This is a genomic window from Phyllobacterium sp., assembly GCF_037994425.1.
Classification (GTDB): domain Bacteria; phylum Pseudomonadota; class Alphaproteobacteria; order Rhizobiales; family Rhizobiaceae; genus Phyllobacterium.
On the sequence record NZ_JBBNAM010000252.1, the window covers coordinates 11,904 to 35,353 of the forward strand.

Here is a 23,450-nt window from a genome sequence, read left to right on the forward strand (position 1 = left end):
TCCTGCGCCGACGCCATGTATTCGTAAGATCGTACAGCTTTTTGTCGGCCGCATGCCCGGCGATCTTACGCTGGTTCGTTCATCCTGTCCGTCGTCATGCGATAGGAAATCGCTTCGGCAAGGTGGATACGCCCGATTGTTTCCTGAGCGTCGAGGTCTGCAAGCGTGCGAGCGACCTTCAATACGCGGTGATAGGCGCGAGCCGAAAAGCGCATCTGCTCGCTTGCCTGCTGCAACAGCGCCATGCCGGAAGCATCGGGCGAGGCGATCCGCTCGATAAGGGCGACTGTACATTGTGCGTTCGTCGTGATCGAAGCAGCGCCGCAATCTTCGAAGCGCCGCTTCTGGATGGCGCGAGCGCGCGCGACCCGCGCGGCGACCGAAGCGCTGGTCTCCGACACTGAGGGGCGGATGAGATCTGTCGCGTTCACCGAAGGCACATCGATCCGGATGTCGATGCGGTCTAGCAGGGGTCCGGAGAGGCGCGCCTGATAGTCCTGGCGGCAGCGCGGTCCGCGTGCGCATAGGTGGCCGGGTTCGCCTGCCATGCCGCAGCGGCAGGGGTTCATTGCCGCCACCAGTTGAATCTGTGCCGGATAGGCGATGCGGTGATTGGCGCGCGCAATCATGCATTCGCCCGTTTCCAGAGGTTGGCGCAGCGAATCGAGAACCTGCGGGGTGAATTCCGGGAATTCGTCAAGGAAGAGAACGCCGTGATGAGCGAGCGAAACCTCGCCGGGCCTGGCACGGACCCCGCCTCCAACCATGGCCGTCATGGATGCGGAGTGATGCGGTGCGCGGAACGGACGTCGATCGGTAAGCTTGCCACCGGCGAGTTCGCCGGCGATCGATGCGATCATCGATACCTCAAGCAGTTCGCGCGGCAATAGCGGCGGCAGGACAGACGGGAGGCGTTGCGCCAGCATGGATTTGCCTGATCCCGGCGGTCCTACCATGAGAAGATTGTGGCCCCCGGCCGCGGCCACTTCGAGTGCGCGTCGCGCGCTTTCCTGCCCGCGGATGTCGGCAAGATCGGGGAGGCCGCTCGCGCTCGCCTGCATGGCGGGCTCGGGCCGGGACAGCACTTGCGTTCCGCGAAAATGATTGGCGAGCGCTATGAGGCTGCGCGGCGCGAGAATGTCGATCTCGGCTCCTGCCCAAGCGGCCTCCGGCCCGCACGGCGCCGGGCATATCAACCCCTTGTCCTGCCGGTTGGCTGCAATTGCCGCCGGCAAAACCCCGGCCACATGGGTAATCGTACCGTCGAGCGAGAGTTCGCCAAGGACGACATAGGATTGCAGGACGTCGGCGGGCAAGGCGCCGAGCCCGACCATCAATCCCACGGCGATCGGCAGATCATAGTGGCTTCCCTCTTTCGGCAGGTCGGCGGGTGCGAGGTTGACCGTCACCTTCTTCACCGGCATCGACAATCCCGATGCATGAAGGGCTGCCTGAACCCGCTCGCGGCTTTCGGCAACGGCCTTATCAGGGAGGCCGACGATATGCATCCCCATCTTGCCCGGCGCGATCATGACCTGCACGTCGACAGGCTGCGCATCGATACCCTGAAAGGCGACCGTTTGAACGCGGGTGACCATACATTCGTCCTTGAGAAAATGCGGGCATCAAAAAGGTGGTTATGTGCAATGGCGAGACATCAGCACATTTCATTTCGCATTACAAGAACATTAAGGGAACAAGTGAGGTTCCGGCCTCACGCCCGCCTGGCTTCCACCGCATCCCAGAACAGTGCTGCTATGTCGGCGCCGCCAAAGCGCTTCACTTCACGTACGCCCGTCGGTGAGGTCACGTTGATCTCCGTCATATAGTCACCGATGACGTCGATGCCGACGAGGATAAAGCCGCGTTCGCGCAATGATGGCCCGATGCGCGTGCAGATTTCGCGTTCGCGCGGGGTGAGGTCGGTCTTCTCAGCGCGGCCGCCCACATGCATGTTGGAGCGCGCATCGCTTTCCGAGGGTACGCGGTTGATCGCGCCTACGGGTTCTCCGTCAATTAGGATGATGCGCTTGTCGCCGGCGCGTACATCCTTCAGGTAGCGCTGTGCGATGATCGGCTCGCGGAACATCTGGCCGAACATTTCGAGGAGCGATGTCAAGTTGCGGTCGCCATCGGCAAGGTGGAATACGCCGGCGCCGCCATTGCCATAGAGCGGCTTCAGGATGATGTCGCCGAATTCCTTGCGAAAGGATACGATCTCCTGCGGGTCCTTGGTGATCAGTGTCTCCGGCATCAGGTCCGGGAACTCGGTGACGAAGATCTTTTCGGGACTGTTGCGCACCCAGGCTGGATCGTTGACGACGAGTGTCTGCGGATGAATGCGCTCGAGTATATGCGTCGTCGTGATGTAGTTCATGTCGAACGGCGGATCCTGGCGCAGCAGCACCACGTCCATTTCCGACAGGTCGCGCAGGATTGGCTCACCAAGGGTGAAGTGATCGCCCTCGACATCACGGACGCTCAGTTCCTCGACGCGGGCCGAAACGACGCCATCGCGCAAGCTGAGCCGATCAGGCGTATAATGGAAGAGATTGTGACCACGCTTTTGCGCTTCGAGGCAAAGTGCAAACGTGGTGTCGCCGCCGATCCGGATCGATTTAATATGGTCCATCTGGACCGCGACTTGGAGTGCCATCGAACGTCCCCTAAACGAGCAGGAAATGCTCACATGGCGATGTCACGTTCGACGGCCAAGGTCAATCCCATGGCGCGCCATGACCATTGGCGCGGTATTCTCGCGTGTGTTCGATCAGAGCCGGGCCATGCAGATATTGGTGTGTCCCTGGCCAACAAAACCGAGCTGGTTGGCTGCGCCCTTGGAGAGATCGATCACACGGCCCTTGATGAACGGCCCGCGATCGTTGATGCGCACGACGATGGAGCGGCCGTTGCGTTGGTTGGTCACTTTGACTTTCGAGCCAAAAGGCAAGGTGCGGTGCGCGGCGGTAAGGTCGGAAGGATTCATCCGTTCGCCGGACGCTGTCTTGGAACGCAAGGCATACCAGGAAGCGCCGCCGCAGGCAGAGCCCGCATGAGCTGAAACGGCGCCGAGCATGAGGAATAGCACCGATGCCGAAAGGACGGTGCGGAGGCTTGCGATAGAGACCATGGTGATATTCGCACTTATCGTAGCCCGCGGCAGAACTGCCGGACTGAAGACGCACGCATTGAAGATTGACCCCCGGGCAAGTAGATCACGGCGTGAGTGAGTAATTGCTTCTATTTTGGAGAAATGTGGCCCTGAGGTGACCCGTCCTGGCAAGATGGTCCGAGATCAGCTGCGAAGATCGGTCAAGTCACTCAAAAAGCTTGTCTTAATATGACTCAAAACGTGATCCAGTATGCTTCTCATGGGAGCGGTATTTCTGCCAATGAAATGAAAAATGGCGACAATGTGATGGATATTCGTCGAATTATTGAGCTTTGCTTGGCATTAAAGTGCACCGACTCATAAGTATGGTAAAAAAGGATTAACCATAAAGAATTAGAACGCCCCGGCCTCAGGAAGGCCAGGGCGCAATATTTGGTAAAAAGTGATCGCCTTTAGACGAGAGCTTGTGGATCCAGAGCGTGAATTATACCCCGCAGCTCGGCAAGGCCGCGCAGCCGGCCGATCGCTGGGTATCCTGGGGTCACTTCCTTGTCGAGGTCGTCGAGCATGCGATGACCATGGTCCGACCGGAATATGATGCTGTTGGGCTTGTCGCGCTTGCGGTCCTCCGTGAGGAGTTCCCGTAAAACTGCCACCATGTCGACATCGCCTTCAAGATGCGCCGCCTCGTGGAAGCTGCGGCCGTCGCCCTCGCGCATCGTCGCGCGCAGATGGGCAAAGTGAATGCGATCGGCAAATCGGCGGGCGATCGCCGGCAGGTCATTGTCAGCGCGCACACCAAGGCTCCCGGTGCAATAGCACATGCCATTGGCGGGCGAAGGTACCGCGTCGAATAGCGCGGCATAGTCGGCTTCCGACGAAGCAATGCGCGGTAGGCCGAAGAGCGGGCGTGGCGGATCATCTGGATGCAGCGTGAGCTTCACGCCAAGGTCATCGGCGACGGGTGTCACTGCCCGCAGGAACTCGATCAGGTGCTGGCGCAGCCGTTTTGCATCGATGCCCGCATAGGCCTCGAGCTTGTCACGGAACGCGGGAATGGTCAGCGGCTCGGTGGTCGAGCCGGGGAGCGCACTGGCAATATTGCGCGTAAGGTCGGCGATTTCCTGTGCGCCCGTGCTGGCATAGAGTTCGGCTGCGATTTCCTTGTCCTGTTCTGAATAGTCGCTTTCGGCGCCCTTGCGCTGCAGGATGTGCAAATCGAACACGGCAAACAGATTGTGGTCGAACCGCATGGCGGTGGAACCGGTCGGGGTGACGTAGTCGAGCTCCGTACGGCACCAGTCGACCACCGGCATGAAATTGTAGCAGACGACCTTGATGTCGTGGGCCGCCAGCGCTTCCATGCTGGCGATCCAGGCAGCAATCTCGTTCTTCGCCGCGCCGCCGGTCCGCTTCACGGCATCAGGTATAGGAATACTCTCGACAACAGACCAAGTCAGCTGCGCGCGTCCAGCCGGCGTGGACTCGATCAGAGACTTGCGCTCGTGGACTTGCGCGGTGGTCCAAGCCTCGCCGATCGGAACATCGTGCAGCGCCGAAACGATATCGGTCGCCCCTGCCTGACGCACATTGTCAAGCGAAACACCGGCTTTTGGGCCAAACCATCGCCATCCCTGACGCATGCATTCCTCCTAGTTTGTTATTCTTCAATTCCCGATCAAATGAACGATTCGGGGTGGCTTTTCCTGAGTTGGTCAACATCGGGGATGACGGCATCGAGGTGCTGCTTCATGGCGGTGCAAGCCGCGGCCACGTCATGGGCCTCAATGGAATTGCGGATGATCCTGTGCTCGGAAAGGACATGTTCCATGCGCCCGAGAGCGGGCAGGGTCATGCGCCGGGCCCGGTCGATCTGTACTTTCACCGGCTTCAGATAGCGCCAGATACCCGGATATCCCGATATGCCGGCAATCGCCTCGTGAAAGGCTTCGTCGGCTTCATGGAAAGCACTCATATTCTGCCGGTCGGCGAAAAACTGTTGCCGCGCCAAGATTTCGTCGAGCCATTCAATGTCTTTCGCGGTCGCTCTGGAAGCTGCCCGTTCGACAGTCGCGCCTTCGAGCGCCTGGCGGATGACAACGGCTTCGGGGATCAGCGCAACGGGAATGCGCGCAACGAAGGTACCGGACTGCGGAAACACGTCGACGAGACCATCCTCGACAAGCCGGATCAGGGCCTCGCGCACAGGCGTCCGGCTGACGCCGAAGCGTTCTGTGAGCACCTTTTCATTAAGGGGGGTTCCGGGCGTCATCTCCATCGAAACGATGGCAGCATGGAGTTCGCGATAGATGGCGGTCGCCGTGGTCACGCGGCCGACCGATGCTACTGGGCCATGGCGCACGGGTCGTGTACCGATGTCGCCGGACGAAGCAATCGTCTCGGGCGCTGCAACGGCCACGCTTTTTTCTCCCCCGTTTCTTGCTGTCATTGCAGCGCTCCATTCCTTCATTTTAGGATCACGTCATCTGAATGATGGAATTTCGTCCAGATTGATAGACCCCTGGGCGCGGTGATCGAATTTCCGCTAACGGCAAGTGTTGACATACTAATATATTATTCTCTAGTCTCCGCCAAGGCCATTGCTGGGAAATCTCCAAAGATATGGCGAGATCGACCGGCGGACGTTGGTACCAGTTTTTGGTTTTCATGAAGTCCAGGCATTCCACGACGCAGCAAGGACAATGAAGAATGGCGCTCCATCCCGACCGATTGTTTCCAATCGAACCTGATGTGCGCGCCATCGCGCGACGCCTGTTTGATTCCGTCGAGCGACTGCCTATTGTTTCTCCCCACGGTCATACGGACCCGCGCTGGTATGCCGATGACGAAGCCTTTCCCGATCCGGCGAGTCTCTTCGTCAAGCCGGACCATTATATTTTTCGCATGCTCTACTCACAAGGCGTGCCATTGGAAACGCTCGGGGTACCGCGCAGGGACGGCGGCGTGGTGGAAACCGACGGTCGCACGATCTGGCGAATCTTTGCGCGCCATTTTCATCTGTTCCGCGGAACGCCTTCCCGCCTTTGGTTCGAGCATGCGCTGGAAACCGTGTTCGGCATCGATGAGCGGCTCAGCGAGAAGAATGCCGATGTGCTTTACGACCGGATAGCGGAGCGTCTGACCGACCCGTCCATGCGCCCGAGAGCGCTATTCAAGCAGTTCGGGATCGAGGTCATATCGACGACCGATGCGGCAACAGACGATCTCGCCGCTCATGATGCGATCCTGAGGTCTGAGTGGGAAGGTCGCGTTGTTCCTGCCTATCGTCCGGACGCGGTCGTCGACGCATCGCAAGCGACATTTCGTTCCAATGTGGGAAAATTCGTGGCGCTGGCCGGAACGAACCTCGACTATCCCGGCTATCTCGAAGCGCACCGCATACGCCGCGACTATTTCAAAGCTCGGGGTGCCACGTCCACCGATCACGGTCAGCCCACTGCACGCACGGCGAACCTTTCGGCCGCGGAGGCCGCGCGGCTCTTCGAACGCGTGTTGAAGGGAGGTTCCGCTGAAGACGCCGAACTGTTCCGCGCCCAGATGCTGACGGAGATGGCAGGCATGAGCGTGGAAGATGGGCTTGTGATGCAGATCCACCCGGGCTCGTTCCGCAACCATAATCCCGCGATCTTCGACCGCTTCGGGCCAGACAAGGGCGCGGACATCCCGCGAGCCACCGGTTACGTCGAGGAGTTGAAGCCATTGCTTGATGCATTCGGCAACGATTCGCGGCTCACCCTCATCCTCTTCACGCTCGATGAGACAAGTTATAGCCGCGAACTCGCCCCCCTCGCCGGGCACTATCCGGCTTTGCGTCTGGGCCCCGCTTGGTGGTTCCACGATAGTCCGGAGGGCATGCGCCGTTTTCGCGAACTGACGACCGAGACGGCCGGCTTTTATAATACGGTGGGTTTCAACGACGATACACGCGCGTATCTGTCAATTCCTGCACGCCATGACATGGCGCGCCGCGTTGATTGCGCTTTCCTTGCGCGTCTCGTTGCGGATCACCGGCTCGATGAGGATGAGGCGCAGGAGGTTGCTTATGACCTTACCTACCGGCTCGCGAAGCAGGCATACAAGCTTTAAGGGATGAAATGACCGAGGAAGACCGACTCTGCGAGACCACACTGGCTCGCCTGGCCAAGGACACACAGACACCGGGTTACGATCGCGGTCAAATCCAGACCGGGATCGTGCACCTCGGCATTGGCGCTTTCCACCGCGCGCATCAGGCGGTGTACACGGATGCGGTGCTGGCAAATGGTGATAGCCGCTGGGGCATCCTCGGTGTGTCGTTGCGGAGCGCCGATACCCGCGATGCACTGTTGCCGCAGGACGGCCTCTATACCGTCGCCGTGCGTGACGGCAGTGGCGATAGTTTCCGCGTCATTGGCAGCATCACCAATGTGCTGGTGGCGCCCGAGGATCCGGAGGCCGTGCTGGAAGCGATGACCAGTCCCGCCGTCAAGATCGTTTCGCTGACCGTAACGGAGAAGGGCTATTGCTATGCCCCCGCGACTGCATCGCTCGATGAACGCCATCCAGATATCGTCCACGACCTCGGCAATCCAGCAGCGCCGCGATCTGCCATCGGCTTCATCGTCGAGGCGCTTGCGCTCCGCCGTGCAAATGGTCTGGAACCCTTCACGCTGCTGTCGTGCGATAATCTTCCGGCAAATGGCGAGACCCTCAAACGGGTCGTGACACGCTTTGCGGAACTGCGTGGTCCTGGCTTGGCGACGTTCATTCGCGAGAATGTGGCGTTTCCTTCAACCATGGTCGACCGGATCGTCCCGGCAACCACCGATGTGGATCGCAGCGTGGTACATGAAACCACGGGACTTCGCGACGCCTGGCCGATTATGACCGAACCATTCACCCAATGGGTAGTGGAAGATCATTTTCCTTCGGGACGTCCGGCATGGGAGGAGGTCGGCGTCACCTTCGTTGCCGACGTCGATGCGTTCGAACTGATGAAGTTGCGGCTCCTTAACGGCAGCCATTCCACGCTCGCCTATCTCGGCTATCTCGCAGGACACGAGACCGTTTCCGACGTCATGCAGGCTGACGGCTTCGGCGCCTTCGTTGAAGCAATGATGGACGAAGAGATCACGCCGACGTTGCCGCCGCTATCTGGCTTTGACCTTGCATCCTACAAGGAGCAATTGCGCGAACGCTTTCGCAATCCCGCACTACGTCACCGGACATGGCAGATCGCCATGGACGGGTCGCAAAAGCTGCCACAACGGCTTCTGAATACTATTGGCCAGCGCCTTGAACAGAACCAGCCTTTTGGGAGACTAGCGCTCGGCGTTGCAGGCTGGATGCGCTATGCCACGGGAATCGACGAGAAGGGGGGCCAGATCGATGTCCGTGATCCGCTGGCGGATGAGTTCCGCAAGCGCACCGAGGGAAAGAGTTCAGCTCCGGAAATCCTCGATGCCTATCTCGGCATGAAGCAGATTTTTGGCGAGGACCTGGCCAGCAATGCGGCGTTTCACACCGCTGTCGGTGCTGCGTTGGAGAAGCTCTTGAAAGACGGTTCGGCCAAGGCGGTCTTGGAATCCATCGGAGGGTAGGTCTTGCTATCCTGATCTGATAGATTAATATATCAAATCTCAATATCGACCGACGAGGGAACGCGGTCATCGCCGTGACAGGACATTGGGAAATCAAAAGGGAGGAAAAACATGATCCGTATTACCCGCAGACAAGCCATCGGTGGTCTCGCAGCAATCGCTGCGCTGCCCGCGACACGCCTATTTGCCCAATCCAAGTTGGCCTTGCCCAGTTCACCGGTCGCGCTCAACGTCGCTGACGTCGCCGGGAACCTTGCGCTCACGCAGACGGCGATTGAGAACTACGCCAAGGCGAAGCCTGAGCTTGTCTCCAAGATCACCTTTACAAAGGCGCCGGCGCCGGAACTGCCCGGAAAGATCAAGGCGCAGCAGGCCGCAAATCGGCTGGACATCGATCTCGTCCTCACCGGCACCGATGCGCTCTCGGCAGGTCTCGAACAGGATCTCTGGATCAAGCTGCTTCCTGACCATGCAGCATCGCTCCCTGATCTAGCGAAAATCTATCTTGAGCCGGCGCATCGCATGTTGGCGCTTGGCAAGGATCATGGCGTTGTCGTTACCTACTATCCCTCAGGTCCCTTGCTTGAATACATGCCTGATCGCGTGAAGAAAGTGCCGACCACAGCTGAGGAACTTCTTGCCTGGGCGAAGGAAAACCCGAACAAGTTCCTTTATGCACGTCCGGCCAATTCAGGCCCTGGCCGCACCTTCCTGATGGGCCTGCCCTACCTTCTCGGCGACAGCGATCCACGCGATCCAGTGAAGGGCTGGGACAAGACTTGGGCCTATCTCAAGGAACTGCACCAATACATCGAATACTACCCGACAGGCACGGGCGCTTTGATGAAGGAACTTGGCGAGGGTACGCGCGACATGACTGTCTCGACCACCGGCTGGGATATCAATCCGCGCGTTCTCGGGGTCGTTCCGAAGGAAGCCGCCGTCGCACCGCTCAAGGGCTTCCATTGGGTCGCCGACGCCCACTACATGTGCGTACCGAAGGGCGTTGCTGATGAGAAGGTTGCAGTTCTTCTCGATCTCATGAGCTTCCTGCTCACTCCAGAGCAGCAGGCCTACACTTACGATCAGGGCTATTTCTATCCGGGTCCGGCGGTGAAGGATGTATCTCTCTCCATGGCGCCACAGGAAAGCCAGGACGCGATCGCCGAATTCGGCCGCAAGGAATACGCCGACTGGATTGCCAACAACCCCGTTGAAATTCCGCTTGAGCCGTCGTCGATGGTGGTGGCATTCCGGCGCTGGGATGAGGAAGTCGCAGCCAAGAAGTCATAATTTATTGTTTCATCGGCGCGGCCCGGTTCAGGCCGGACCGCGCGCAACCATGAGGTTTCCGGATGCTGCTAGCATCATCGCCATTTCGCGAAATTCGCCTGGATCAATTGAGCCGCGCTTTCGGCGCGCATAATGCGCTGAAGAGTGTCTCGCTCTCTATTCGTAAAGGCGAATTCATTGCCCTGCTGGGGCCGTCGGGCTGCGGCAAGTCCACGGCGCTCAACTGCATTGCCGGACTCCTTGCAACCACGGGTGGTGGCATATTCATCGATAACAAGCGCATCGACACGCTGAAGCCCGAAGATCGCGGCTTCGGCATGGTGTTTCAGAACTACGCCCTGTTCCCGCATATGACCGTGCGCCAGAACATCGGCTTTGGTCTGAAGATGCGCAAGGTAGCCAAGGCCGAGATCGACCAGCGGGTCGAAGAAGCGTTAAACCTCGTGCGTCTTCAAGGGCAAGGCCACAAGCTGCCGGGGCAATTATCCGGTGGGCAGCAGCAACGAGTAGCCATTGCCCGTGCCATCGTCATCGAGCCGCCGCTCGTCCTCATGGACGAACCCCTGTCAAATCTCGACGCCAAGCTTCGCCTCGAAATGCGCGCGGAAATACGCCGGATTCACAATCAGCTCGGCGCGACCACGATCTACGTCACTCACGACCAGGACGAAGCCTTGTCGTTGGCCGATCGCGTGGTTGTCCTGCGCGATGGCGAAATTCGTCAGGTCGGCGTGCCGAGTGACCTTTACGAGCGGCCGGATCACCTCGATGTCGCCGAGTTCATGGGCTATCGCAATCGCCTGACCGGTAAAGTCGTGGCGAGGGACGGGGACCGCACGAGTGTCGCGGTTGGCAGTGCGATCTTGACCGGAACTGCGCGCACGGCGCTTCAGCCTGGGGACGCGGCAGTCATTGCCGCCCGTGCGGACGACGTCGTTGCCGGCAAAAAGTCGGCGGAGACTGTCGAGGCCGTCGTCGAAACCATCGAATATCGCGGTCGCGAATTCGTCGGGACCGCGCGCACCGCCGGCGGTCTGGAACTGGTTTTCCACGCTGGCCGGAGCGCAGAGCTCGGCAGCTCCATTTGGTTGTCCATCGACCCGGCGCGTGCGCTGGCTTTTGCTGCGTGACGGCCATGGCGAGCATAACCGCACCCTCGTCCTCATTCGACTACCGCCTTTCGCTGCGCCAGCGGTTAGCGGTCCGCGGCATCGATGGCGTAACGTTGCTAGTTCTGCCGGCTTTCCTGTTTTTGCTGGCCGTCTTCGTATACCCGTTCATTTACGGTCTGATCCTATCCTTCACCCCAAAGGAAGGCGGCCTGCTCGGCAACTATCAGAAGTTTTTCGCCGACCCGTTCCTCTATGACACAATTCTCACCACGCTCTGGCTTGCGGTACCGGTCACGGTGATCAGCATTGCTATCGCTATCCCGGTGGCCTTGCGGGTACGGCTGATGAAGCATCAGCGCCTGCTGACGACTATCCTTGTCCTTCCGGTCACGCTGGGGACGGTCCTTGTCGCCGAAGGGCTGCTGAACTATCTCGGACCGCAGGGCTGGTTCAGCCGCACGCTCATGCAGTTCGGCATGATCGACCGGCCACTCAAGCTCACGAACAATTACTGGGGCGTTTTCTCTTCGCTGATCATCACAGGCTTCCCGTTCACGTTCCTGCTGACCCTCTCCTACGTATCGGGAATTGACCCGGCCCTGGAACAGGCGGCAGCCACCCATGGTGCAACCAGCTGGCAGCGCTTTCGCTTTGTCATGCTTCCGCTGTTGGTCCCGGGTCTGGCCATCGCTTTCTGCCTTTCCTTCGTCCAGGCTTTTGCAGTGTTCCCATCAGCCGTTCTGCTCGGTGCGCCCGCCGGGCCCACCCGCGTCATCTCCATTGCAGCCTACCAGGCGGCGTTCGAGCAATATGATTATTCGATGGCATCGGCGATAGCCATGATCATGGCTGCCGTCCAGCTGTTGATCGTCGTGGCGGTTCTCGTCGTCCGCAATATGTTCTATCGCGGCTCGACCGCCGGCGGAAAGGGCTGACCGATGATCCGTGACACGACAATAGCCGCAAAGCTCTGGATCACCGCCGTCTGGGTGCTGGTCGGCTTCTTCATCCTCAATCTTCTGGCAATGATCATGACGGTGATCTTCTCGTCGTTCGCCACCCGCTGGCTCGGCACATGGCTGCCGGCCGGATGGACGACGAAGTGGTACTTCACCGCCTGGACCGAGTTCCAGCTCGGTGATGTCCTTCTCGTTACCTTCCAGATCGTCTTCGCCGTGGTGGCCCTGTCCGGAATCCTCGGTGTGACGGCAGCCTACGCGCTGGCGCGAAGGGATTTCCCCGGCAAGAAACTGGTTATGCTGCTTTTCCTGCTGCCGCTGCTGGTGCCCCCGATCACCTTCGGTATTCCCTTGGCAACGGTGCTCTATCAGGCGGGCGTCGGCGGCACCTTCTGGGGCGTGGTCCTTGCCAATCTCGTTCCGACGGTGCCCTTCGTCATATTGGTTATGATTCCGTTCATCGAGCAAATCGACCCCAAGATCGAGGCCGCTGCACGGGTCTTCGGCGCGGGCACGTTCCAGTTGTTCGTGCACGTTCTCCTACCGATGCTTCTGCCGGGTATCCTGGCGGCGCTCCTGCTCGTTCTGGTACGCACGGTGGCCATGTTCGAACTGACATTCCTGACGGCAGGGCCGACGAGCCAGACTCTTGTTGTCGCGCTGTACTATTCAGTCTTTGCTTCGGGTGTGCGTGCCGTCCAATCGATCGACGCCATGGCGGTGGTCTATATGATCACGACCCTGATCTGGCTGCTGATCGCCCTGCGCTTCGTCAACCCGACACAGATCGTTGCGCGCGCCAAGCAGCAGCAGTCGGCGGCGTAATCTTAGTGGCCTGGAAAGAAACGGGAGCCGACGGCTCCCGTTTTCATTTCTAACACTCCGGGGCCCTTTCGCCTACATCGTGGCGCCGATCTGCCAGGGTACGAACTCCGCATCACCATAGCCGAGCTCTTCCGATTTACTGTGCTCGCCGGAAGCGACCTTGAGAACCCGGTCAAAGATCTCGCGGCCCTTTGCTTCGATCGAGACTCCATCGAGGATGTCGCCGCAATTGATGTCCATGTCCTCGATCATCTGGTTATACATCGGTGTATTTGTGGCAAGCTTGATCGAAGGCGTCGGCTTGCAGCCGTAGGCGGAACCGCGCCCGGTGGTGAAGGCGAGAACATTAGCGCCGCCGGCAACCTGTCCGGTTGCCGAGACGGGGTCGTAGCCCGGCGTATCCATGAACACGAGGCCATGCGCGGTGACCGGCTCAGCATAGCCGTAGACGGCCTCGAGCGGTGAGGTACCGGACTTGGCGACCGCGCCTAACGATTTCTCGAGTATGGTTGTCAGACCTCCGGCCTTGTTGCCGGGCGACGGATTGTTGTTCATCTCCATCTTGTTGCGGGCAGTATAATCCTCCCACCAGGCAATGATGGATTGCAGCCGCTCGACTGCCTGAGAGTTGGAAGCGCGTTCGATAAGGAGGTGCTCAGCGCCATAGATCTCCGGCGTTTCGGAAAGGATGGCGGTACCGCCATGCTTGACGAGAAGATCGACCGCCGCACCGAGGGCCGGATTGGCGGTGATTCCGGAATAGCCGTCGGACCCGCCGCACTGCAGGGCGAGCATGAGCTCCGAGGCGGGAATGGTCTCACGCGTTACCCTTGCTGCAACCGGCAGCATGTCGCGCACGGCGGCGATGCCTGCTTCCATCGTCTTGCGGGTGCCGCCCACTTCCTGGATCGTGAGGCTTCTGAAGGTATCGTTCTCGGCGATGCCGTAAGCGTCCTTCCATCGCCCGATCTGGAATGCCTCGCACCCAAGGCCAACCATGAGTACGGCGCCAATGTTGGGGTTCGTAGCGTAGCCCCACTGCGTTCGCTTAAGGACTTCGTAGCCTTCGCCGTTGGTATCCATGGCGCAGCCGCCCCCGTGTACCAGCGGTATGATGCCATCGATCGTCGGGTATTCATCAAGCAAGCCAGACTTGCGCACCGCTTCGGCAATGAAGCGCGCGACGGAGGCAGAGCAGTTCACCGAGGTGAGAACCCCGATATAATTGCGCGTGCCCGCACGACCATTGGCACGGCGAAAACCCTGGAAGGTGGCACGTTCGCCCAGCGGCAGCACGCCGTTGGAATGCGGCGCGTGACCCGTGTCGGCCTCGCGGACGAAATCGCTATAGTTGAGATTATGTTCGTGGACCCACTGCCCGGGCTCGATCAGTTTCGATGCCGAGCCGATAATCTGCCCGAACTTGCGCACCGGTTCGCCTTCGGCAATGGCGCGCGAAGCGAGCTTGTGGCCGCGCGGCACGCGATCAGCAACCGTTACTCCCTCGATTTTCTGCCCGGCCTGAAAGGAATCGACAGCGACGACGACATTGTCGCTGGCATGAAGCCGCAGATGGCGAGGGGCGGTAAGCGTGTCCATGAAATTCTCCAGATTGAAATTAATATATTAGTTGGAGAGGGCCGCAGTTTCAATGCGTCATGTTAGCGTTGTGTGATCATACCACCGCCGGCGCCTGGATGGCGCAGCATTCTTACCCGGCAACTCTGGAAGATTGAGACCTGGGCTCAATTCACGTCGAGCGACTGGCCGTTTCGCTTACGACGCGAAACGTTCATTTCAGCACGCTCGCGCGCCATGTTGCTGACTGCCTTGCGCAGCGCAGGATGCCGGGACATGAAGACATTGAAGTCGCGCCTCTCAAGGAGAAGGAACTCGCAAAAATCGATGGCTATGACATCGGCCGTACGCCGCCCGCCACTGAGCAGCGCCATTTCGCCGAAGAAGGCCCCGGCCTCCAGCCGAATGGGGTCGCTGTCGAGTTCCACCTCCACGGCACCGGAAGCAATGAAATAGAGCCCGTCAGGGCGATCACCCGTGCGCATGATCCGTTCGCCGGGCGATGCGGATTTCGGCCGGAACAGAAGCAACAATTCTTCCTGAGAATTTTCATCTACCTGCGAGAAGAGCGGAAATGTCTCGCAAAGCTGTTGTATCTCGAGCTGGTGCTGCCTGTTGCGCTCCTCATTCGCGGCCCGAATCTTTTCGATCGCGCGATTGAGCTTCTCATATTTCGCTTTGCCGTAACTCGCTGTCAGCTTTGGCCAGACAGTTTGCAATTGCTTTTGCACTGCTTCACCGGCGACCAATACCAGTGGGTTTAGGGTGATCGAAAGGATAGCGCCAGCGAGGATCAAATCCTGGCCCTCGCGAGGTAGCAGGCCCAGCGTAACGCCAAGCCCGGCGAGGATGAAAGAAAACTCGCCGATCTGGGCAAGGCCGGTGGCGATACGTACCCCCATCCCCACCGGATATCGCAACAGAAGAACGACGAAGAAGGCGATGAGCGACTTGCCAATGACGATCAATGCCAGAACCGCAATCACGGCAATTGGCTCGCGCACGATGATCGAGGGATCAAAAAGCATGCCGACTGAAACGAAGAACAGGACCGCAAAAGCGTTCTGCAGCGGTAGCGAATCGGCGGCCGCCCTGCGGCTCAAATGCGATTCGCTCATGACGACTCCGGCAAAGAAAGCCCCGAGTGCAAAAGATACGCCGAAGATTGCCGCGGAACCGTAGGCGATGCCGAGAGCAAGGGCGAGCACGGACAATGTAAAGAGCTCGGACGAGCCGGTGCGGGCGACGAGCGTCAGCAACCACGGCACCACTTTCGGGCCGACAAACACGGCAATGCCGGTGAAGGCAGCGACCTTGAGCAAGGTCATTGCGATCGTCGCGGCAATCGAAAGATTGGTCGCCCCGTGCGCTGCCTCTACGCCGGCGTGACCGCCCAGAACTCCGGCGAATGCCGGAAGCAGGACCAGTGCCAACACCATCGCCAGATCTTCGACGATCAGCCATCCGACTGCGACACGGCCACCTACGGAATCGATCTGGTTGCGCTCTTCGAGCGCTTTCAGAAGGACAACCGTGCTGGCAACCGAGAGGCTGAGCCCGAAGACCAGTCCGGCCCCGACACTCCAACCCCACAAAGACGCAAGCCCCATGCCGAGCAGGGTCGCGAGCACGATGCGGCCGAGCGCGCCGGGTACGGCAACCCCGCGAACTGCAAGGAGATCGGAAGCGGAGAAATGCAGTCCGACGCCGAACATCAGCAAAATGACGCCCATTTCCGCGAGCTGACCGGCAAGCGAGCTGTCGGCGATGAAACCTGGCGTGTAGGAACCCATCAGGATGCCGGCAACGAGATAACCGACTAAGGGAGGAAGGCGCAGCCGGTCGGCGACATAGCCGAGAATGGCAGCGAACACGAAGCCGACGGCAACGGTTGCGATCAATGCGACTTCCTGGTGCACCTTCAGCCTTCAATTGTTTGGTGTTTGCTATCAGAGGGCACGTCACGGTTGAACAACCGTCAACGATGCCTCAGGCACAACCTAGCCTTGAAGTGGAGATGCTGCCATAGAAATTTTCACAAGGTGATATGCCGCCAGGACACCGTCTTCGGAATGCGCTGGGTGGGCATGGAGCAGGTACGAGCGAAAGTGAGCTATTGGAGCTGGAAATTTGCAGTGATGTCGCAAGTGGGGCCGCCGTCGCGGCCCCGCTTGGAAGGACTACTGGATGACCTGCACGCCGGATACCGGGGCGGCCGTCGGCTTTGAGTAATCGGCATTGGGTCCCGATGGCGGTATCCATTCAGAGCCCCACTCGGTTGGCGTCGCGGATAGGTCGAAGGTAAGCTTGCCGCCGTCCTTGATCCTGTCGAGTGGCAGCCAGGTACCTTCGTAAGTCACGTCGTTCACCTTCACGGCCTTGATGTAGCGAGCCTCTTCTGGAAGCGTCTTGATGTCGCTCAGCATTGCTGTCTTGTCGGTCGAAATGCGCAGCTTTTTGCCATTGCCGAGCCAAAGCGAAATGCCTTTGAACTGTGGGGTGGAAACGGCAAGGCCGGGTTCGGACGGGATGACCGGGTATAGGCCGAGGGCGGCAAGGACATACCATGCCGATGTTGCCCCCATATCGTCGTTACCCGGCAGGCCGCCCGATCCCAACGAAAAGTTTTTTCGCATGATCAGCGGGATGACGTACTGCGCATATTTGGGCGCACCAACCCAGTTATATGCCCATGGTGTCTGGAAGGATGGTTCGTTGCCAATGTAAAAGGTGCTCCCGCTTTCGCCTGAGTTCAGTTGACCGCCTGTCGGCTCTTTCGAAAAAGGGTTTTTCGAGTCGAGCGCAAATAGCGTATGCAGACGGTTTTGCGCCGCGGTTTTGCCACCGAGCTTCTCTACCAAGGACGACCAGTCATGGGCGAAAGCCCAGATATAATGCGGTTCGGTGCCCTCGTGGAAACCTCCGTTCTGCCAAGCACCAGCCTTGTTCTTGGCCCGCAGCCTGAGCTCGCCCGGTGTCGCGTTGCCGGAAAGGGAGAGTCCGTCCTCGCCCATTTTGACATCGACCCATTTTGTGTCGACACCATATTTGCTGGCATTATTCAACTGCGAATTCAAAATCAAAAACGCCTTCGCAGATTCCGGATAGGTAACGCGCATCATGCCCGTACGCGGGGTGGCGGTTACCTCTGTAATGATATTGTTGTCTAATTTTACCTTGTAATAGCCCGCTTCAGCTGCTTCGTTGGCGTGTGAGTAAGGCACACCTGATCTCAAGCTCTGGGTGGCATTGTTGGTGGGGAGCATGGCAACGGCGCCTTGGCCGCGGCAACCCGGGCCGTTTAGATGCGTCATGCTGAAGAACTGAATTGATGAGTCGCCGTAATAGTAGCCACCGGAACCGTAACCCCATCCGTTGCCGCTGCCCCGAGTATCTGGCCCGAAGCTGACCATACCGAAGGGTGTCTGTGCCCCCGGATTGTCGTTGCCCGAGTGACCACCGCCGGAATCCGTCATGTCGGTTCCAACGAAGAGGTTGACGTATTGCGTCAGCGGTACGTCTGAACGTGGGCGGGGGAATTCGAGGGCTTCCTCCCAAGGGCCCGCCAAGGGAGAGAGCCGCTTGTCCAATGCTGCGGTCTTATCGGCTATGTTCTTGGTGAGCGCCTCAAGAGCTTTCGGCAGGGCTGCAAGCTCCGCGGAGAGTTTCGCGGCGGTTTCCAAGTCGCCGGCCGCGAGAGCAGCATTGACCTTGTCGATCAAGGCGCCGGCTTCGCCGATCGTTCGTTCATATTGCTTCAAGGCTTCGGCGAAATCATCCTTTACAGCGTTGGTCTGCTTCTCAAAGTCGGCCAGCTTGGCTTTGCCAGCCGCAGGCACGCTATCGGCTGATAGTACGGCCGCAATGTCCTTGAGGACTTGGTTGGTACGAGGCGCAAGCGCCGCGAAGGACCGGCTGGCGGCGTCCGCCGACTTCAGTCGCTCGGCGGCCAACGGCAAGTCGATCGTATTGATCTTTGAAACAGTGGACGCGACGATCAGCTTATGATCAGCCTGCCGGGCGTCGGTCAAGCTGGCGACCAAAGTCTGTAGTCCCTGTTGGGTTGAAGTCCGCCGCAAGCTTATCGAGTTGTTCCTTCTCAGATTTCTTGTCGAGATTGGCAACAAGAGCAGCGTTTGCCCGCTTCAGCGCCTCGACGTCCGTGGCGAAGGTGCCTGTCCCCTCGGCATTCGCGTCGGCCTTCTCATCCGAATTGCACCCTGCCAACACCGTGCAGCCGAGCAATCCGGCCAGAAGTGTCCTTTTGATAATCATGAGTCTCCTCCAAATAAATTTGTAACTAAATCGATTTAACCAGGCGCCAAAAAGCTGGGCCCACAGGTCAGCCCCCGCAACTCTTGGGAGTGAATGCGCAATATTTAGGTGTGGGCGTTGTAGTGGTCTTTTGCCTGGGCCTCCCTTCCCACGCAGTCCTCCAGAATTGGCGACATCTATCGCCCCACCAAAAAAACGTCAATTATCCCAAAGTCTAAAGAAGGGGGCTCCACAATCTCGGCCAATGGGGATTGAACAATGCGAGCCGCCAAAGCAGTCTCGTCGTATGAATCTACGAAAAGAAATCCTGGTTACGGGCGCGGCAGGTTTCGTCGGTCGTGAAACGGTAAAGCAACTGCTCGCCGAAGGCTGGAAAGTCCGTGCGTTGGTGCGGACTGCAGATACCAATCCGCTTGCCTTTCATGCCGGATTGTCGGTGCAAGAGGTCGGCGACATTGCGGCCGTGGCCGATTGGTCTTCCCTTGTGTCCGGCTGCGATGTCGTTGTCCATCTTGCTGCTCGCGCCCACAAGACCGGTGAGGGCCCCAACGCCGCGCGCGAATTATTCCGCCGAGTCAACGTTGATGCAACGGTCGAATTGGCAAAAGCCGCCGCCGCAGCGAGGGTGAAGCGTCTCGTCTTCGTCAGTTCGGCTGGCGTCATGGGAGATTTTTCGGCGCGGCCATTCACGGAGGCCGATCCCCCGCAACCTGCAAGCGAATACGCAATCAGCAAGTGGCAAGCCGAGCAGGCATTGCGTGAAATTTGCCGGCAAAGTAATATGGAACTCGTTGTTCTCCGCCCGGTGCTCGTTTACGGCCCCGGCAATCCCGGCAATCTCGAACGCTTGATGCGGCTGGTCGCGAGCGGTTTGCCGTTGCCGCTTGCGTCTGTCGACAACCGGCGCAGCCTGTTGAATGTTCGTCACCTTGCGACGATCATCGGCAGGGCCTTGGAGTTGGCCGAGGCAAACGGGAAGACCGTCCTTTTGGCCGATGGCAATGATCTTTCCACGCCGGAACTCGTGCGGACCTTCGCCAAAGGCATGGGCATCAAGGCGAGGCTCTTTCCCATCCCCCCGTTGCTGCTCCTTGCGGCCGCGCGGTTGCTCGGACGTTCGCATGATGCGGAACGCTTGCTCGGGTCGTTGCAGGTCGACGTGACGCTAAAGACAAACCTGTTTGGTGCTCTGCCGCGCGAGGAAACGTTGCGCGGCCTGATCGAAACCGGACAGGCTGGGCGATAGCGCCCTTGACATTTGCATACAGGCAAGAATGTTGGTTGAGAGGATGGGAGGATTGATGACGCACCTGACAATCGTAGCATTCGCGCTGGTCGCCTTCATAGGCATTACGACACCCGGTCCGACCGTGATCTTGGCGCTCACCAATGGCTCGCGCTTCGGCATCAGGACCGCGTGCTTTGGCATGGCCGGAGCTGTGCTATCCGATTTTGTCCTCATCGGCGCGGTCGCTCTTGGCCTCGGAGCCCTATTGGCAGCCTCCGAGTTCTGGTTCTCCGTCGTCAAGTGGATTGGTGTCTTCTATCTCACCTTTCTAGGCGTCATGCTGATTCGTTCAAAGGGAACGCTCGAATTATCGAGTGCCGCTCCAAATGCCGTCCCGCATGTTTCAGTGCGGTCGGTGTTCCTGAAGAGCTTCGCCGTCGCCGCCACCAACCCGAAGGGATACCTATTCTTCTCGGCCTTTCTGCCGCAATTCATCGATTCTTCCATGCCGCAATTGCCGCAATATGCGGTTTTGGCTGTAACATTTGCGCTCATCGATTTCGTCGTGATGTTTGGCTACGCTGTCCTTGGTTCGCGCGCTGCACGCTTCCTGCGCACATCTGGCGCCTTGTGGCTCGATCGCGTGTGCGGCGGGGCCCTGCTTATGCTCGCCGGTTCGCTGGCATTCTACCGCCGCGCAAATGCCTAACGCTCAGTAACGGGCGGCGCCTTGCCGGCGCATGGCCCATCTGAGGCCGGCAAGTACGGCGAGTCCAAAAAGGGGCCACACTGCCCAGAACGTGCCGGACCAGGAAAACAGGTTGATCCCGGCAATGCCGAGGCCAATCACGGCCAAAGTTCCGGTAGCGCGATCGATAGCTTTCGCTGTCCGTACCCAGAGCAGGGCTGCAAGCGCGCCAATGCCCAGGAGCGGCCAACGGGCCCAGAATTCGCCATCCCATGAGAGGAAATTGATGCCGACAAGCATTGCGGCTGCGACGGCGAGGACGCCGAACCGCCGGCGGGGAAGTGGCGGCAAAGCGGACGCCGCCGTGGGAGCCGTTGGCATTGCCTGCGTGGGCTCGCGTCCAAAGGCCGGGTACGATTGCGTCAGCGTGTTCTCGTCCCCTGAAGCGCCGATCCTCACCGCGTAGCTAGGGACGCCCTCTTCAATATTCTTGACGCTGAGCGCCCCGAGGAACTCGAAGCCGACAGCCACCTTGTTGCGGACCTGATCGTAGACCGTATGGGAAATGACGATACCGCCGGCCTTTGCGGTCGCCTGCAGGCGCGCTGCGATATTGACGCCGTCGCCATAGATATCGTCGTCCTCCGCAATGACGTCGCCGAGATTGATGCCGATGCGAAAGAGCATGCGCTCGCCCGGAGATCGCGCGCCATTGTAACCGGCGAGCTCATTTTGAACGTCGATGGCCGCACGGACCGCCTCGACGACGCTCGGAAATTCAGCGATCAGCCCGTCGCCCCAGGTGTTGATGACCCGGCCACCATGCGATCCGATTAGACGCGCCATGGCATCGCGGTACTGTCGGAGGGTCGCAAGGGTACCTTCCTCGTTGGCCTGCATCAGGCGCGTGTAGTCCTGGACGTCAGCGGAAAAGATGGTCGTCAGCTTGCGGCGCGTTTCGGACATCGTTTCGTTCTCATGGCGAGTGAGCATCAAAGTGACGAGCGCTCCAATCGTGGAAGGAGATATAACGATTTATCGCTTGTGGGTAAATGTGCGATTGCGCCGAATGGGCCCGTGCGGCTGCGCACCACCGCATTTCGAGAAGCAATAAACCAGTACGAAAATGAAAAGGCCCCCGGAAATCCGCGGCTTTTCAAAGAATTCAAGGATGTAGGCAAACATCGAAGAACTTGGGAATGGTGCCAGAAGAGGACACAAATCAGTGACGTAATCTATTGATATATTGCGAGATTCTCTTCAACACATACTGAGATACCAATAAAAATACCAATAGAACTAATTTTGTCGCCGTAATTTCGCGCCGCGGCCGGAAACCATTCGTTCATAATAGTAAGCACCATCGCTCTCTTGTCATCTTTCGTAAACGCATAATGATGTTCCGAGACCTGCACGAATTGCGAGATTTTGAGCGCGCCGCACTCGCGAGGCCCAGCGATGGGCGATGACGCCGCGCGGTGACACGGTACTCTACGCAGCGTGACTGTCATCGGACGGATCGGAATCGAAGGTCCATAACTGACCGAAATCGAAACGGTAGGCCCAATGATCCCTCGTGCCGAGAGGATGCCACCGAAGCATTGAAATGCGATGAACGGACTGGACCGCCCGACCTAATTTTGCAGCCGGTGTAAATGCGCGTAGGTCTAACGATCATCACCGCCTTGGTGCCAAGGGCCATCGCCCGCGCCAATGTCTGGCGGTTTGTCATGGGCGAGGCGAGCCAAGCGTTGCCGCTGTCAGGTTGATTCGGCGCGGGCGAGACGGCCCCTTCGAGCCGTCTCGGTGCTTATAGGCCAAGGGCAAAGTAGGTCGTCAGGAGCGTTGGCCGGGAGCTGGAACCAAACCGAACTTCAAAAACCGACGCCATAAACGCACCTTACGCTGAAGATGGAGCGTATCTGGGGATGCGCCGTAGTACTACGGCTATGAAAGCCGGAAAACCAAGGTCGCGATGGGAATATTTTGCAAAGCGTCGCCGGTGAGGCGGCGCTATAGAAACCGTACGACGCATGAAGCGGCGACTTTCAAATTGCGTTTGAAGCGATGGCTTATCTAAGAGAAATAACTGCAGTGCGTAATATCGGTGTTCGACCATTCGACCGTGGATCGATGGGTGTTACGCCCGCTATCACTTCTCAAGATTGCGCAGATATGGGCTGGGTTGCCAGAGATGCCCGATTGATCATCTTGGGAGACGCCTGCGAGAGAAATTCTTGAGTACACTCGCGAGGACCTTGGATGCCTCCGTAACGAGATTTTCTCAAGCAGCAGGGTACCGATTTTTTCGACGGAGCGCGCCGTCAAAGCCCAATTTGACGACCTGCCGGGTTAATCTCAAAGCTTTCGAATACCTGGACGAAATCCGAAAACTTAGTAGATAAACAGCCCGAAGGGGGTCAGGCCAAATACCACGCCAACGGCCATGGCAACTAGACTGCGGAGCCTAAAATTTTGGCGCTGGAGTGTTGCTTGACGAATTTCCTCATCGATTTCTCGACCGTCCCATGAGCGCACAATTTCGGCCTCGGTTGGGACTTCGCTTGCGGAGATGAAATACCAAATTGAAATAATTACGCTGCAAATGAAAACGATCATTCCAAGATACACTAACATCGGATGTTCGGCCTAACAGGCTGTTGAAAAAGTCGCTCGCCGACACGCTGTGATCATGATTCACTGGCTCCGAAGAGATTCGGAGGCGCGGGTGCGCGGAAGCGATAATCGAACTGGCGAGCTGTTTAGCTACGTGGACCTTG

The 23,450-nt window shown here is 58.8% G+C and carries 18 protein-coding genes; 8 read left to right on the forward strand and 10 right to left on the reverse strand.

The features are described 5' to 3' along the window. Nucleotides 1-65: 65 nt before the first annotated feature. The 5 genes from AAAB35_RS17400 to AAAB35_RS17420 all read right to left on the reverse strand — a co-directional run bounded on the left by AAAB35_RS17400 (nucleotide 66) and on the right by AAAB35_RS17420 (nucleotide 5,561). Nucleotides 66-1,598: a YifB family Mg chelatase-like AAA ATPase gene (locus tag AAAB35_RS17400; protein ID WP_340669537.1), complete on the reverse strand. Its 1,533-nt coding sequence runs from the start codon at nucleotides 1,596-1,598 to the stop codon at nucleotides 66-68. A gap of 116 nt (nucleotides 1,599-1,714) precedes the next feature. Then, entirely contained in the window at nucleotides 1,715-2,656 is a 942-nt protein-coding gene (gshB, locus tag AAAB35_RS17405; protein ID WP_340669538.1) for a glutathione synthase, read from the reverse strand. Between the two features lie 114 nt (nucleotides 2,657-2,770). Next, entirely contained in the window at nucleotides 2,771-3,076 is a 306-nt protein-coding gene (locus AAAB35_RS17410; RefSeq protein WP_340669554.1) for a septal ring lytic transglycosylase RlpA family protein, read from the reverse strand. 488 nt (nucleotides 3,077-3,564) lie between these two features. Continuing rightward, complete coding sequence (uxuA, locus tag AAAB35_RS17415; RefSeq protein WP_340669539.1) at nucleotides 3,565-4,755, reverse strand: mannonate dehydratase; 1,191 nt, start codon at nucleotides 4,753-4,755, stop codon at nucleotides 3,565-3,567. 35 nt (nucleotides 4,756-4,790) lie between these two features. Further along, nucleotides 4,791-5,561, reverse strand: a complete 771-nt coding sequence (locus AAAB35_RS17420; protein ID WP_340669540.1) for a GntR family transcriptional regulator — start codon at nucleotides 5,559-5,561, stop codon at nucleotides 4,791-4,793. 260 nt (nucleotides 5,562-5,821) lie between these two features. On the opposite strand from AAAB35_RS17420, the gene uxaC reads away from it, so the two are divergent. The 6 genes from uxaC (at nucleotide 5,822) to AAAB35_RS17450 (ending at nucleotide 12,901) form a co-directional block, all read left to right on the forward strand. Continuing rightward, on the forward strand, nucleotides 5,822-7,219 hold the full coding sequence (gene uxaC / locus AAAB35_RS17425; protein WP_340669541.1) for a glucuronate isomerase: 1,398 nt from the start codon (nucleotides 5,822-5,824) through the stop codon (nucleotides 7,217-7,219). A gap of 8 nt (nucleotides 7,220-7,227) precedes the next feature. Then, entirely contained in the window at nucleotides 7,228-8,712 is a 1,485-nt protein-coding gene (locus AAAB35_RS17430) for a mannitol dehydrogenase family protein (protein ID WP_340669542.1), read from the forward strand. A 114-nt stretch (nucleotides 8,713-8,826) separates the two neighbouring features. Next, complete coding sequence (locus AAAB35_RS17435; protein WP_340669555.1) at nucleotides 8,827-10,005, forward strand: extracellular solute-binding protein; 1,179 nt, start codon at nucleotides 8,827-8,829, stop codon at nucleotides 10,003-10,005. 62 nt (nucleotides 10,006-10,067) lie between these two features. Further along, on the forward strand, nucleotides 10,068-11,135 hold the full coding sequence (locus AAAB35_RS17440) for an ABC transporter ATP-binding protein (protein WP_340669543.1): 1,068 nt from the start codon (nucleotides 10,068-10,070) through the stop codon (nucleotides 11,133-11,135). Nucleotides 11,136-11,140: 5 nt separating this feature from the next. Continuing rightward, nucleotides 11,141-12,052, forward strand: coding sequence for a sugar ABC transporter permease (locus tag AAAB35_RS17445; protein ID WP_340669544.1), 912 nt, complete (start codon nucleotides 11,141-11,143; stop codon nucleotides 12,050-12,052). 3 nt (nucleotides 12,053-12,055) lie between these two features. Beyond that, nucleotides 12,056-12,901 (forward strand): ABC transporter permease subunit, encoded by an 846-nt coding sequence (locus AAAB35_RS17450; protein ID WP_340669545.1) that lies wholly within the window; start codon nucleotides 12,056-12,058, stop codon nucleotides 12,899-12,901. Between the two features lie 72 nt (nucleotides 12,902-12,973). Here AAAB35_RS17450 and AAAB35_RS17455 read toward each other — a convergent pair whose 3' ends face one another. The 4 genes from AAAB35_RS17455 to AAAB35_RS17470 all read right to left on the reverse strand — a co-directional run bounded on the left by AAAB35_RS17455 (nucleotide 12,974) and on the right by AAAB35_RS17470 (nucleotide 18,754). Next, on the reverse strand, nucleotides 12,974-14,500 hold the full coding sequence (locus AAAB35_RS17455; protein ID WP_340669546.1) for an altronate dehydratase family protein: 1,527 nt from the start codon (nucleotides 14,498-14,500) through the stop codon (nucleotides 12,974-12,976). Nucleotides 14,501-14,646: 146 nt separating this feature from the next. Then, a complete protein-coding gene (locus tag AAAB35_RS17460) occupies nucleotides 14,647-16,398 on the reverse strand; it encodes a cation:proton antiporter (protein ID WP_340669547.1) in 1,752 nt (583 codons plus the stop codon). A gap of 261 nt (nucleotides 16,399-16,659) precedes the next feature. After that, nucleotides 16,660-18,510, reverse strand: coding sequence for a glycoside hydrolase domain-containing protein (locus tag AAAB35_RS17465; protein ID WP_340669548.1), 1,851 nt, complete (start codon nucleotides 18,508-18,510; stop codon nucleotides 16,660-16,662). Beyond that, complete coding sequence (locus tag AAAB35_RS17470) at nucleotides 18,488-18,754, reverse strand: hypothetical protein (RefSeq protein WP_340669549.1); 267 nt, start codon at nucleotides 18,752-18,754, stop codon at nucleotides 18,488-18,490. The genes AAAB35_RS17465 and AAAB35_RS17470 overlap by 23 nt, the downstream gene beginning before the upstream one ends. Before the next feature lie 286 nt (nucleotides 18,755-19,040). Here AAAB35_RS17470 and AAAB35_RS17475 point away from each other — a divergent pair, with 286 nt between their 5' ends. Both AAAB35_RS17475 and AAAB35_RS17480 read left to right on the forward strand, forming a co-directional pair. After that, nucleotides 19,041-20,000, forward strand: coding sequence for an NAD-dependent epimerase/dehydratase family protein (locus tag AAAB35_RS17475; RefSeq protein ID WP_340669550.1), 960 nt, complete (start codon nucleotides 19,041-19,043; stop codon nucleotides 19,998-20,000). A 55-nt stretch (nucleotides 20,001-20,055) separates the two neighbouring features. Then, nucleotides 20,056-20,691: a LysE family translocator gene (locus tag AAAB35_RS17480; protein WP_340669551.1), complete on the forward strand. Its 636-nt coding sequence runs from the start codon at nucleotides 20,056-20,058 to the stop codon at nucleotides 20,689-20,691. A 3-nt stretch (nucleotides 20,692-20,694) separates the two neighbouring features. On the opposite strand, the gene AAAB35_RS17485 is transcribed toward AAAB35_RS17480, so the two are convergent. Next, on the reverse strand, nucleotides 20,695-21,636 hold the full coding sequence (locus AAAB35_RS17485; RefSeq protein ID WP_340669552.1) for an adenylate/guanylate cyclase domain-containing protein: 942 nt from the start codon (nucleotides 21,634-21,636) through the stop codon (nucleotides 20,695-20,697). Nucleotides 21,637-23,450: the final 1,814 nt, after the last annotated feature.